The sequence below is a fragment of the Thioalkalivibrio sulfidiphilus genome (assembly GCF_000377945.1).
Lineage (GTDB): Bacteria > Pseudomonadota > Gammaproteobacteria > Ectothiorhodospirales > Ectothiorhodospiraceae > Thioalkalivibrio_A > Thioalkalivibrio_A sulfidiphilus_A.
On the sequence record NZ_KB898924.1, the window covers coordinates 93,055 to 105,055 of the forward strand.

The 12,001-nt window shown below is 64.3% G+C and carries 13 protein-coding genes and 1 pseudogene; 10 read left to right on the forward strand and 4 right to left on the reverse strand.

All coding sequences use genetic code 11. The features are described 5' to 3' along the window. The first annotated feature begins 85 nt into the window (after nt 1-85). Genes D580_RS0102530 through D580_RS0102550 form a run of 5 tightly spaced genes read left to right on the forward strand, consistent with a single transcriptional unit; the run spans nt 86 to nt 3,507 of the window. Complete coding sequence (locus tag D580_RS0102530) at nt 86-937, forward strand: sterol desaturase family protein (RefSeq protein WP_018952867.1); 852 nt, start codon at nt 86-88, stop codon at nt 935-937. Continuing rightward, nucleotides 934-1,896, forward strand: a complete 963-nt coding sequence (locus D580_RS0102535) for a VTT domain-containing protein (protein ID WP_026289635.1) — start codon at nt 934-936, stop codon at nt 1,894-1,896. Before D580_RS0102530 ends, D580_RS0102535 begins: the two co-directional genes overlap by 4 nt. A 9-nt stretch (nt 1,897-1,905) precedes the next feature. Then, nucleotides 1,906-2,595: a TIGR04283 family arsenosugar biosynthesis glycosyltransferase gene (locus D580_RS0102540; RefSeq protein ID WP_018952869.1), complete on the forward strand. Its 690-nt coding sequence runs from the start codon at nt 1,906-1,908 to the stop codon at nt 2,593-2,595. Next, a complete protein-coding gene (locus D580_RS0102545; protein WP_018952870.1) occupies nt 2,592-3,203 on the forward strand; it encodes a TIGR04282 family arsenosugar biosynthesis glycosyltransferase in 612 nt (203 codons plus the stop codon). The genes D580_RS0102540 and D580_RS0102545 overlap by 4 nt, the downstream gene beginning before the upstream one ends. 52 nt (nt 3,204-3,255) lie before the next feature. Beyond that, nucleotides 3,256-3,507, forward strand: a complete 252-nt coding sequence (locus tag D580_RS0102550) for a hypothetical protein (protein WP_018952871.1) — start codon at nt 3,256-3,258, stop codon at nt 3,505-3,507. A 96-nt stretch (nt 3,508-3,603) separates the two neighbouring features. Here D580_RS0102550 and D580_RS0102555 read toward each other — a convergent pair whose 3' ends face one another. Continuing rightward, nucleotides 3,604-4,431, reverse strand: coding sequence for an N-acetylmuramoyl-L-alanine amidase (locus D580_RS0102555; protein ID WP_026289636.1), 828 nt, complete (start codon nt 4,429-4,431; stop codon nt 3,604-3,606). Nucleotides 4,432-4,629: 198 nt separating this feature from the next. Between D580_RS0102555 and D580_RS0102565 the strand changes: the two are divergent. From D580_RS0102565 to D580_RS0102575, 3 genes and pseudogenes are all read left to right on the forward strand, one after another. After that, nucleotides 4,630-5,309 (forward strand): annotated as a pseudogene (locus D580_RS0102565) (SDR family NAD(P)-dependent oxidoreductase). Nucleotides 5,310-5,507: 198 nt separating this feature from the next. Next, nucleotides 5,508-5,942, forward strand: a complete 435-nt coding sequence (locus D580_RS0102570; RefSeq protein ID WP_018952875.1) for a DUF2946 domain-containing protein — start codon at nt 5,508-5,510, stop codon at nt 5,940-5,942. Between the two features lie 70 nt (nt 5,943-6,012). After that, the gene (locus tag D580_RS0102575) at nt 6,013-6,519 is read left to right on the forward strand and encodes a copper chaperone PCu(A)C (RefSeq protein ID WP_018952876.1); all 507 of its coding nucleotides are present in this window, start codon (nt 6,013-6,015) and stop codon (nt 6,517-6,519) included. Between the two features lie 465 nt (nt 6,520-6,984). Here D580_RS0102575 and D580_RS0102580 read toward each other — a convergent pair whose 3' ends face one another. The 3 genes from D580_RS0102580 to D580_RS0102590 form a co-directional block, all read right to left on the reverse strand. Next, nucleotides 6,985-7,299, reverse strand: coding sequence for a high-potential iron-sulfur protein (locus tag D580_RS0102580; protein ID WP_018952877.1), 315 nt, complete (start codon nt 7,297-7,299; stop codon nt 6,985-6,987). A 428-nt stretch (nt 7,300-7,727) separates the two neighbouring features. Further along, a complete protein-coding gene (locus D580_RS0102585; protein ID WP_018952878.1) occupies nt 7,728-9,158 on the reverse strand; it encodes an RtcB family protein in 1,431 nt (476 codons plus the stop codon). A 249-nt stretch (nt 9,159-9,407) separates the two neighbouring features. Next, a complete protein-coding gene (locus D580_RS0102590; RefSeq protein WP_026289637.1) occupies nt 9,408-9,833 on the reverse strand; it encodes an archease in 426 nt (141 codons plus the stop codon). Nucleotides 9,834-10,308: 475 nt separating this feature from the next. Here D580_RS0102590 and D580_RS16510 point away from each other — a divergent pair, with 475 nt between their 5' ends. Together D580_RS16510 and D580_RS16515 are read left to right on the forward strand one after the other, a co-directional pair. Then, entirely contained in the window at nt 10,309-11,193 is an 885-nt protein-coding gene (locus D580_RS16510; protein ID WP_155999673.1) for a hypothetical protein, read from the forward strand. Nucleotides 11,194-11,289: 96 nt separating this feature from the next. Beyond that, the gene (locus D580_RS16515) at nt 11,290-11,922 is read left to right on the forward strand and encodes a hypothetical protein (protein ID WP_155999676.1); all 633 of its coding nucleotides are present in this window, start codon (nt 11,290-11,292) and stop codon (nt 11,920-11,922) included. Nucleotides 11,923-12,001 lie beyond the last annotated feature (79 nt).

Sequence of the window (12,001 nt, forward strand, 5' to 3'; positions counted from 1 at the left end):
GTAGAACGGTGGTGAGATATGCGGGCTAGAACCATGTCGCCTCACCCCTGACACCTCACGCCTCACGCACTCTAGAGAGTCCGCCATGACCGAATGGATCACCGCCAACGAGGCCGCCCTGCGGCTCGGTTTCTTTCTGGGCATCCTGCTGCTGCTGGGCATCGCCGAGGCCCTGTTGCCCCGGCGCCAGCGTCTGCTCACCCGACTGCAGCGCTGGACCAGCAACTTAGGGATCGTGGTGATCAACACCGTGCTCCTGCGCCTGCTGTTCCCCGCGGCGGCGGTGGGCATGGCGGTGTTCGCCCAGTCGGCGGGCTGGGGGGTGTTCAACACCTTCGAGGTGCCTTTCTGGATCGCGGTGCTGGTGTCGGTGCTGGTGCTGGATTTCATGATCTGGCTGCAGCACGTGATGGTCCACGCGGTGCCCGCCCTGTGGCGCCTGCACCGGGTGCACCACGCGGACCTGGACTTCGATGTCACCACCGGCCTGCGCTTCCACCCCCTGGAGATCATCCTGTCCATGGGGATCAAGTTCGCCGTGATCGCGGTGCTGGGCCCGCCGGTGCTGGCGGTGATCCTCTTCGAGATCCTGTTGAACGCCACCTCCATGTTCAACCACAGCAACCTGCGCCTGCCCCTGGGTCTGGACCGGGTGCTGCGTCTGTTCGTGGTCACCCCGGACATGCACCGGGTGCATCATTCCGTGGCCGATGACGAGACCAACTCGAACTTCGGCTTCAATCTGCCCTGGTGGGATCGCCTGTTCGGCACCTACAAGGCCCAGCCCCGGGAAGGTCACGAGGGCATGACCATCGGCATCGACACCTTCCGCGATCCCCGCCAGTGCGACGGCCTCAAGGGCATGCTGCTGATGCCCTTCGTGGGCAAGGTCACCGACTACGCCATCAACCGTCGCCAGTGGGAGAGGAAGCCGTGAGAAGCGGCAGGGTGTGGCTGCGCATCGGCCTGGGCCTGCTGGTGCTGGCGGGCATCGTGCTCGCGGTCCTGTATCGGGATGCCTTCACCGTAGAGGCCCTGGAGACCCGGATGGCAGAACTGGGCTACACCGCGCCGCTGCTCTTCATGGGTCTCTACGCCCTGGCGGCGGTGTTCTTCCTGCCCGGCTCGGTGCTGACCCTGGCCGGCGGGGCCCTGTTCGGTCCCGTCTGGGGCACCGTCTACAGCCTGGTGGGCGCCACCGTGGGCGCGACCCTGGCCTTCCTGGTGTCCCGCTATCTGGCCGCCGACTGGACCCAGCGGCGGGCCGGTGGCCGGCTGTCGATGCTGGTGCGCGGCGTGGAGCAGGAAGGCTGGCGTTTCGTGGCCTTCACGCGGCTGGTGCCCCTGTTCCCCTACAACCTGCTCAACTACGCCCTGGGCCTGACCCGCATCCCGTTCTGGCACTACGTCCTGGCTACCTTCGTGTGCATGGCCCCGGGGGCCTTTGCCTACACCTGGCTGGGCTACGCCGGGCGGGAGGCGGTGGCCGGCGGCGAGGGTGTGATCCAGACCGTGCTCATCGCCCTGGCGATCCTGGCCGCGGTGATGTTCCTGCCGCGCCTGGTCACCCGCATGCGCCGGGGCCGGGACCTGTCGGTACAGGAACTCCACGAGCGCCTGGATGCGGGACGGGTCACCCTGCTCGACGTGCGCGGCGCGGACGAGTTCGCCGAGGGACATGTCCAGGGCGCGGTGCACATCCCCGTGGACCAGTTGCTCGCCGATCCCCAGCGGGTGGCCGAGGCCCATGGCGGTCCGCTGGCCATCATCTGCCGCACCGACCGGCGCTCCGCCAAGGCCTGGCAGGCCCTGGCCAGGGCCGGGGTGGTGGATGCCCGGGTGGTGGCCGGCGGCATGGAGGCCTGGACCCGGGCCGGCCTGCCGGTCAGCCGCTGAAGCCTGCGCATGGATCGTCGCGAGACACCCTGGCTGTCGGTGGTGATCCCCGTGCTCAACGAGGCCGAGGGCATCGGCCAGCTGCTGGAGCAACTGGCGCCCCTGCGCGAACGTGGCGCCGAACTCATCCTGGTTGATGGCGGCAGCAGCGACGGCACCCGCGAAATTGCCGCCGGCCGGGTGGACCGTCTGCTGCAACGGGGGCGGGGCAGGGCGCGGCAGATGAATGCCGGGGCCGCGGTGGCCCGGGGCGAGGTGCTGTGGTTCCTGCACGGCGACAGCCGCATTCCCGAGGAGGCCGATGAACACATCCGCGAGGCCCTGTCCCGGCGGGCCTGGGGTCGCTTCGACGTGCGACTCTCCGGTGAGCAGCCGATGCTGAGGGTGGTGGAGCGGGCCATGAACCTGCGCTCCTGCCTGACCGGCATCGCTACCGGCGACCAGGGGATGTTCCTGGGGCGTGAGGACTTCCAGTCTCTGGGCGGTTTTCCCGCCATCGAACTCATGGAGGACATCGCCCTCAGCAAGCGCCTGAAGCGCGCCCTGGGCCGCCCCGCCTGTGTGCGCGTGCCGCTCACCACCTCCAGCCGACGCTGGGAGACCCGCGGCATCCTGCGCACCGTTCTGCTCATGTGGTGGCTGCGCCTGGCCTATGCCCTGGGCGTGAAGCCGGCGCGCCTGGCGAGGTGGTACCGGTGACCCGCATCCAGGTCTTCGCCCGCGCGCCCCGACCCGGGCAGACCAAGACCCGGCTGATCCCGGCCCTGGGGGCCGAGGGGGCGGCCGCGCTGCATGCCCGGCTCGTCCATCGCACCCTGCGGGTGGCCCGGGAGGCCGCGCCGGGGACTGTTGAACTCTGGTGCAGCCCCGATGCCGGGGATGATTTCTTCGGGACCTGCGAGGATCGTTACGGGGTAGTGCTACGGGAACAGCCCGAGGGTGACCTGGGGGCGCGCATGTTCGCGGCGCTCCGCGATGCCCGGGCGGCGGGCGAGCATGCGGTGCTGGTGGGCACCGACTGCCCGGCACTCTCGGCGGACCACCTGCGCCGTGCCAGGGACTGGCTCGAGTCGGGCGCGGACCTGGTGCTGGGACCCGCCGAGGACGGCGGTTACGTGCTCATCGGCGCGGGGCGGCCTGAGCCGGTCCTGTTCACCCACATGCCCTGGGGGACGGAGCGGGTGTTTGCAGAGACGCTCGCACGGGCCCGCGACGCGGGGCTTGCCGTACAGTGCCTGGAGCCGCTGGCCGACCTGGACCGGCCCGAGGACCTGCTGCGGGTCAATCTCGACGCCCTGGGCGACTGACGGGCCAGGCATCACGGGCATCCTGGTGCCCGCTTGTGTACAATCGCGCCCCATGAAAGATCGCGCCCTCAGATTCATCGACAGCGTCCCGCTGATGTTCGCCCTGTTCTTCGGTATCGGCCTGGGCCTTGCGCCCTTCGTGCCGGAGCCCCACCTGGTCGAGAAGACCCGCATGCTGTTCGAGGGCACGCTCACCCGGCCCCTGGACATCTTCGACCTGTTCATGCACCTGGCCCCCGTGGTGCTGCTCGCCCTCAAGCTCTGGCGCCTGGCCTGGCTCAAGCAGCACGGCGCCCAGGGCTGAAGCCCGCCGTCCCGTAGGTCGGGCTTCAGCCCGACAGCCGGTGTCTATCGAAGCCCCGCCCATCGGCCTTCAGGCCGACCTGCGGGAACCCCGTCGTCATGCCTCCACCGCCTCCAGATACCGCCCGTGCACCCACCCCTCCAGGTCCGACAGCCCGTTGACCGCCTCCAGCACGCTGACCCGGCGCCAGTCCCCGTCCTGGTCTATCACTTCCAGTTTCACTCCCAGGGGTAGCGGGCCGCTGGGCAGCAGCGGGTGCCTCACGCCCGGGCCGCTGCGGATGTTGAGTCCCGTGGTGGTGCGCATCACCGGCAGGCTGTCCTCCTGTCGGCCCAGCAGCCGGGCGCGCAGCGAGCCCATGGGGAAGGCGGGGCCCGGGTCGGACTTGCGGCCCGGGGAGATGTCTTCGTGGCCGACGATGTCCTCCAGGCCGTAGCGGGCGAACAGGCACTGGGCCACCTCCAGGGTGGCCTCGATCTGCTCCCGGGTGTAGAGCTGCCAGCCGCTGGGCTCCGTCTCGTGCTTGTGGCGGGCCACCAGCACCTCGTCATCGTGGTAATCCCGTCCGAACCAGGATCGCCATTGGTCCCCGTGGGGCTGCAGGCGCCCGGCGTTGTCCAGTTCGATGCCGATGCTGTGTCGGTTGAGGCCGCTGAGATCGTTCCAGCGGCTCGCCCCCGCGTGCCAGGCCACGGTGTCGAAGGGCACCATCTGGGTGATGTGGCCGTCCCGGTCGATCACCAGGTGCGCCGAGGCCTTGGCCTGGGGGTTGAGGAACCAGTTGATGGAGGATTCCGCGCTGGCCCCGGCGGTGAAGTGGATCACCAGCAGGCGCGGTGTCATCTTGCCGCCTTGGCAGGGGCTCTTGCGGTATTCGCAGGGGTCGTTGTCGTGCAGATGCAATCGGTGTCTGACGATTTTCATAGTTGAACCACTCCTTGTGGAATCTGGTCGCTAGATAGTCCAGGGTGAAAGAAACCCAATCAGTGATGCATAGAGCCTAGCAGGCTGTTGAACAACCGCCTGCCAGACGCATTTCAGGAGGTCAACATGCGACTCAAGAACAAGATCGCGGTGGTCACCGGCGGTGCCAGCGGCATCGGCGAGGCCACGGTGGTGGACATGATCAACGAAGGCGCCCGGGTGGTGATCGCCGACATGGACGAGCAGCTGGGCGAGGCCCTGGCGCTGAAACTCAACGAGCGGCAGGAAGGCTGCGCCACTTCCAGCCCGTGGACGTGAGCGACGAGACCCAGGTGGAGACCCTTTTCGAGACCACCGTCTCGCGCCTGGGCACCGTGGACGCGGTGTTCAACAACGCCGGCATCGGCGGCATGGCCGCGGCGGAGAGCTATCCGCTCGAAGACTGGCAGCGCATCATCGACATCAACCTGACCGGCGTGTTCCTGGTGGCCAAGCACGCCCTCGGCCACATGAAGCGTCAGGGCTCAGGCAGCCTGATCAACTGCGCCTCCATCCTCGGCAACGTGGGCCAGTCCATGACCGCCGCCTATTCCGCCGCCAAGGGCGGGGTGGTCAACCTCACCCGCACCCTGGCCCTGGAGATGGCGCCCCACGGCGTGCGGGTCAACACCGTCTCGCCCGCCTACATCGACACGCCCCTGCTGCGGGACCTGGACGAGGCCACCCTCAAGGCGCTCATCGCCCTGCATCCCATCGGCCGCCTGGGCCGTTCGGAGGAGGTGGCCAAGGCGGTGAGCTTCCTGGCCTCTGATGATGCCAGCTTCATCACCGGCGCCAACCTGCTGGTGGATGGCGGCTTCACGGCGGGCAAGTCCTAGCAAGCTGTTGAAAAACCCTCGGGCGGCGCCATGCTGCGTTGGAAAGCGGCTCAAAATGCTCATGTACTCGCCTGTACACTGCGCTTTTTCGCCGCTTTCCGCCTTGCCTGGCATCCGCCGGAGACTTTTTCAACAGCCTGCTCGCGGCCGGTTCCCCGCGCCGGGCGGTGCTGTTCAAAGCCGCCCGCGTGGGGTTTAATGGCAGTCATTGATCCGAATGACTTCGAGGTGCAGGTGCGCGCACGCTCCCGGACATCACGACTGACCCACCGCGCAGGCCGCTGGCTCGGCCTGCTGGCGGTGTGCCTGCAGTTGCTGATGCCGGTGCTGCACGCCATGCCGGCGGGTCAGGACGATGCCCTCTGGCTCGCCAGCCTGCACGGCGAGTTCTGCGGACAGCCGGTGTCCCTGGACGCGGCCGATCCGGATCATGCGAATCAGCAGGCGGGCCACGAGATGCCTGTGTGCGACTGCCTCACCTGCAAGCTGTTGCAGGCGGTCGTGCTGCCGCCCGGAGTGCCGCCCGCCGCGCATGCCGGGGCCGTTGAGACACCGACTTCAGGCAGCATCGCGCTGCCAGCGCTCGCGCCGGTCCACGAACGACCGCCCGTGCGCGCCCCGCCCGCTGTATGAGCACCGGTCCCGGTGACCGCTATCAGGATTGCACGACATTCCGCTCAATACAGCACACGGTACAACCGATATGAAAAATCTCTTCATCAGCCTGCTGCTCGCCAGCCTTGCCTTCGCCAGCCCCGTGTTCGCCCATCATGCCGTCTGCGATGTCGAGGTGGTGGGGGAACCCTGGGTCCGTTCCACGCCCCCCAACATGAAGATCACCGCCGGCTACATGAGCCTGCGCAACATCTCCGACACCGACCGCCGACTGGTGGCTGCCCACTCTCCGGTCTCGGGTCGGGTGGAACTGCACACCCACGTGCACGACATGCAGACCGGCATGATGCAGATGCGTCACGTGGAGCACATCGACCTGCCCGCCGGCCAGACCGTGGCGCTGGAGCCCGGCGGCCTGCACATCATGCTCATGGACCTGAACACCGACCTGCAGCCCGGCACCGACGTGCCCCTGACCCTGGAGTTCGACGACGGCAGCACCCTGGAGATCATGGCCCCCGTTCGCCGCATGACCATGGGCGGTCACCACCAGGGTCACGGTCAGCACCAGCAGCACAATCATCACCGTCATTGATCTGATGTGTACATGAAAAAGGCCGGCGTGATCGCGGATCACGCCGGCCTTTTTCTTTGTCCAGTCATCGCGCAGGCGCCCCGACCCCGGGGCGAGTGATGCTTGGCTTGTCAGCGGTAGCCTGGGCTGAGCACCGCCAAGCCCAACGGGGCGGTGTGACCGGTATTGCCCCTGTTGGGGTTCACGCTGTTCACCCCAAGCTACGCACTTAACCCGCATATCTCACCGGTCGGACACCGGCGGACGCGTAACAGGCTGAAATGCAAGTGGAATACACTGAAATGGTCGGCAACCTCAGCATCACAGTCTGTTCCCGCCGGTGTCCTATCGCGGTTCAGGCTCGTCTTCGCGTTCGTAGGCTTGCTCTTCACTCAACCCATAGCAACGCTATGGGTTTCGCTCCAGAGCGGCGCCTACAAACGCGAATCCTTCGCCTGCTCCCGCGATCCCGGTGAGATATGCGGGTTAAGCCCTCGGCACCCAGGCGCTGCACCAGCCGGCCGCTGCTACCAGCTTGCCGGGGAATACTGCGCAGGGCCCCCATTCGGCGGCATCGGCATCGGTGTACAGCTGGCAGTTGAGGCAGGTCTGGCCTTCGCGGTAATCGGGGTGGTCCGTGGTACTGGCGTCGTGGACATAGCTCAGCGCCCGGGCCTGGGGGTCATCCTCGCTCAGCCGTTCGCTGGCCATGGCGGGCATGAACATCAGGGGCGCGGCGGGTACGGCCACGAGGCCTGCAAGCAGACGGCGGCGGGTGAGGTTCGTGTCGCGATCACCCATGGCGATCCTCCTTTCGGGTCTGATGAGTACCTCACCACCCTAACAAGGATCCAGGCGCAAGTTCAAAGTCGATCCGGCAAAACGCGATCTATGCCCACGTGTTCATGGTGGTTGGGGTGAGCAAAGCGAACCCCAACGAACCAAACGGCGATTCGCCACAGAGGGCACAGAGGTCACAGAGAAAAGTCTCTTACACCGTAGGCCGGATAAGCGCAGCGCATCCGGCGTACCACGTTGGCAGATCTGGCGGCGCAGAGATCGCCGCGCAAAGGCCGCAAAGATTTTTCATCACGGAAGAAAGCTTTGCGTCCTCTGCGTCTCTGCGCCCTTTGCGTTATCGAGAACACATACAAAGACTGCCGGATGCGCTGCGCTTATCCGGCCTACGATGTGGTCGATGTAGGAGGCCCGACCCCGGGCCGAACCGGCTACCCCTTGATGCACACCAGCGGCTCCACCCGCGCCACCATCCTCGCCAGGCCCGCCTGGTGAGTCGCCTTCACCACCTCGCTCACGTCCTTGTACGCCCCCGGCGCCTCCTCGGCCACGCCGCGCAGGCTGGGGCTTCGGATCAGGATGCCGCGCGCCGCCAGCTCATCCACCAGCGCGCGGCCGCGCCACTGGCGGGTCGCCGCATGCCGGCTCATGGCCCGGCCCGCGCCGTGGCAGGCGGAATTGAAGGACAGCCGCTCGCTCTCGTTGGTGCCCACCAGGATGTAGGAGGCCGTGCCCATGGAGCCGCCGATCAGCACCGGCTGGCCCACCGGGCGCAGGGCGTCGGGCAGGTCCGGGTGGCCGGGGCCGAAGGCGCGGGTGGCGCCCTTGCGGTGCACGTAGAGCTGGCGGGGGCTGCCGTCGATGCTGTGGGTCTCCACCTTGCAGGTGTTGTGGGAGACGTCGTAGAGCAGGTCCAGACGCGCCTCGGGCAGGACCTTCGCGAACACGCGCCGGGTCAGGTGGGTGAGGATCTGGCGGTTGGCCAGCGCGCAGTTGATGGCCGAGCGCATGGCGCCCAGGTAGCGCTCGCCCAGCTCCGAGCGGATGGGCGCGCAGGCCAGTTCCCGGTCCGGCAGCTCGATGCCGTGGCGGTTCGCCGCCACCGCCATCTCGCGCAGGAATTCGGTGCCGATCTGGTGGCCCAGGCCCCGGGAGCCGCAATGGATGCTCACCACCACCTGGCCCACGGCCAGGCCGAACACCTTGGCCACGGCGGGATCGTAGATCTCGGTGACGTGCTGCACCTCGAGATAGTGATTGCCTGAACCCAGGGTGCCCATCTCGTTGCGCTGGCGCTTGCGCGCCTGCTCCGAGACCGCGTGGGGATCGGCGCCGCCCATGCGGCCGTGTTCCTCGATGCGTTCCAGGTCCGCCGCCTCGCCGTAGCCCTGTTCCACCGCCCAGGCCGCGCCGCCGGCCAGCATCTCGGTCATCTGCTGGTCCCGCAGGTGGATGTGGCCCGTGCTGCCCAGCCCCGCCGGGATGGTCTCGAACAGGGCATCGGCCAGGGCCGGCTTGAGCTTCTCGATCGCCTCCCGGGTCAGCCCCGTGTGCAGGGTGCGCACGCCGCAGGAGACGTCGAAGCCCACGCCGCCGGCGGAGACCACGCCGCCCGCGTCGGCATCGAAGGCGGCCACGCCGCCGATGGGGAAGCCGTAGCCCCAGTGGGCGTCGGGCATGGCGTAGCTCGCCTGCACGATGCCGGGCAGGGTGGCCACGTTGCTGGCCTGCTCGGCCACCTTGTCGTCCATCTCCCGCAGCAGCGCCTCGCTGGCGTAGAGGATCGCCGGCACGCGCATCTTGCCCGTGGGTTCAAGCTGCCAGGCGGTGTCGGAGAGTTTCGTGAAGCGATTCGGGTCCATGGGGGGTCTCCGAAATCAGGAAAGGCGGTTCTCTCGTGGGGGAAAGTCAAATGCATGGACTCTCGCAGAGGCGCGGAGGCGCGGGGAAAATCAAAACACTATTTCTCGCAAAGACGCGAAGGCGCGAAGGAAAAGCGTTCTTGAGCTTTAACTTATTCAATGCCTTTCTTGGCGTCTTCGCGCCTTCGTGAGAGATCATGCCTTTGACTTTCCCCCGCGTCTCCGCGCCTCCGCGAGAGAACAAGGTTTTCAGATATCCAGCACACACTGCGCCATCCATTGCCCGTCCGGCTGCCGGGCCACCTGGAGCTGGGTGAAGGTGGCGCCCTTGACCTCCACCGCCGGCTGGTGGCGGGCCACGTCCACCGCTTCGCCCCAGGCCGTGGCGCTGAGCTTCTCGCCCTCGATGCGCACCTCGAAGCGGGAGAACAGGCGCTTGCCCACCGCCATTTCATAGACCAGGGCATTGAGAAAATCATAGAGCAGGATCTCGGCCTCCGGTGCCTCGCAGTGGATCTCCAGCGCCTCCCGGGGCTCAATGCCGGCGGGATCGGTGACCACGGCGGTCATCGCCATCGCCGCCTGCTCAAAGGCCTGGGCCAGGGTCTCCCCATGGCCGCGCACGCCCATGTCGGCCTGGTGGGGGAAGTGCTGCCAGTGGGGGAGGGTGGGCATGGGGGCGAGGATCGGCATCGGGTGATGGGATAACGATAGATCCGATGTGTGGGTGTGTCACTGTCCGGTTGAGTATCGCTTCAAATGTGTTTCCTCCGTGGCTCTGTGTCTCGGTGAGAGAAAAAGCTTGTTGTCCTCTCACGGAGGCACGGAGCCGCTGGGAATGCCAGAAGATAGGCAGATGATGCGGCAGGTCAATGGTTGATCCGGCGTCCGTTTTGGGCCTTAATGAAGGTCACGACATGCCTGACATAGCAGCGCCGCTGATGTTCCTGAATCGCATGTTTCTCCAGTTGTCTCAAGTGGTTATCGAATAATCGCAAGGCTGCGCGGGAACTGGCAGGGATGACTCCGCCTAATTTGAACTCTCCTTCTCGCAAATCCAGGCATGTTGCCCGGGAGATAATTGCGTTCAATTAGATGCCGGGCAGGCACTGCCGCTTGGCCTCACTGATAGATTTCGAGGAACTCCTGGATGAGTACAGGGCCACTAAAAGATAAAATCCGTTCCCGCATAAACTTTGATGGGGATGAAGGCGATATTGCGTACTACTACGCATTGCTTCTCGAAATCGAGTACCTCACGAAGGTGCTAGTTTCAGGAGTTATATCTTGTCTAGGTGACGATGCTGATCGTAGCCGTTACTCCCTCGAGTATGAGCTTGTCCGTGCAGACAGTATTGGGGATTGGGTTGGGATTCTGCAATCTGCGTTGACTGGGCCGTCGGCGCAATTCTTCCGCCCTCAGACCACGCACATTTCACGCGAACTCACAGAGCGTGTTCCAGAGGGAGACTGGAGATTTACTGTAGTGCAGATAATTGCTGGCGCCGCAGAGCGGCTAGGCATAAACGCAAAAATTGGAAACAGAGTCGCATTGCGACAGTTTTTCGAGTTCGCTGCAGCGGTTCGCAATCGAACGAGAGGGCATGGCGCAATCACGACTGAAAAGTGCAATGAGCTTTGCCCGTCCCTCAATACGGCGATAATCATGCTTTGGGATAATTGCGAGTTATTCAAGCATGATTGGGCGCACCTGCATCGCAATCTTACCGGAAAGTATCGTGTGTCTCCGTTGCTGGGGGAGTGCACAAAATTTGATCACTTAAGGAGCACAAAAGATATTGTTCTTGAGAATGGAGTGTATGTGAGTATTGATGGATTGCATCATGTCCCATTGCTCGCATATAACCTGGGTCAGAGAGGCATTTTCTCTAATATTAGCGATATTTGTTCTCTGACCCTGTTTCTTCCTGTTTCTTCGCTTGCGCGCTTGATGCGGTTTCCCACCTGTTCCGCACAATCAACATTTCGTCTGTTCAGTATTTGCCCCCTGGCTGCGGCGGGTAATGAAATCTAACTATGTGCTCAACCGGGCCTGCGGGGAAATGTTACGTTCAAACCAACCACTATCGGCCCGCGGCCGGTTAGCACGGTTAGGTTTCCAGGAGAGCTGGTGCAAACTGATTCAGAAATAAACAAGCTCATTAAAACGAAGCTTGCTTACATTGACCAAGACTGCGAGAGCGAGACTCGCAAAGAAGTTAATGATCTGTATTCGAATATCAAATACGAAAGCGGGCGGCTTCGTGTACCCGATTTTCAGAGCGTGGCGAATATTATGGTTTCGGTCATTTCATGCAAAGAAAAGCGGTTTAATGCTGAGATATCGCGAATCCTAAGCACCTCCGGTGGATTCCATAACACGGATGAGCTGGAGCGCGCCAAGAAGCATGTTGCAGGCTACTTTGAGGGGGAGCGGTATCTTCATAGATTTGAAGGTTTCCTTGGAGGTGTTGAACGGGCGGCAGCACGCTACGGGCTAAAGTTTAACCGTCGAGCATATAGAACCGATATTGCGTCATCGCTGTTCGAGGCAGGGGTACAAAATTCAACGCGGCGCGCATTGGCTTCAGTTCACGCGGAGCTCGCTATTCACCTGCGCAATGATCGGGTTAAAACCCCGGAAATTTTGCCTGGAGCAAACGATATCGTCGATCTGAAACCAAACTTCATGGGGTTGGGAATAAATTTCAATGCGCTAATAAAACGGATACAAGCGAAGTGCCGGAAGGGGAGAAGGGGATAACGGGGTCGGTCCACGGCAACTAACTGAAAAACAAGAGAATTTATCGGTAAATAAGGCGCAAACGGCCCTTAAACGCCCA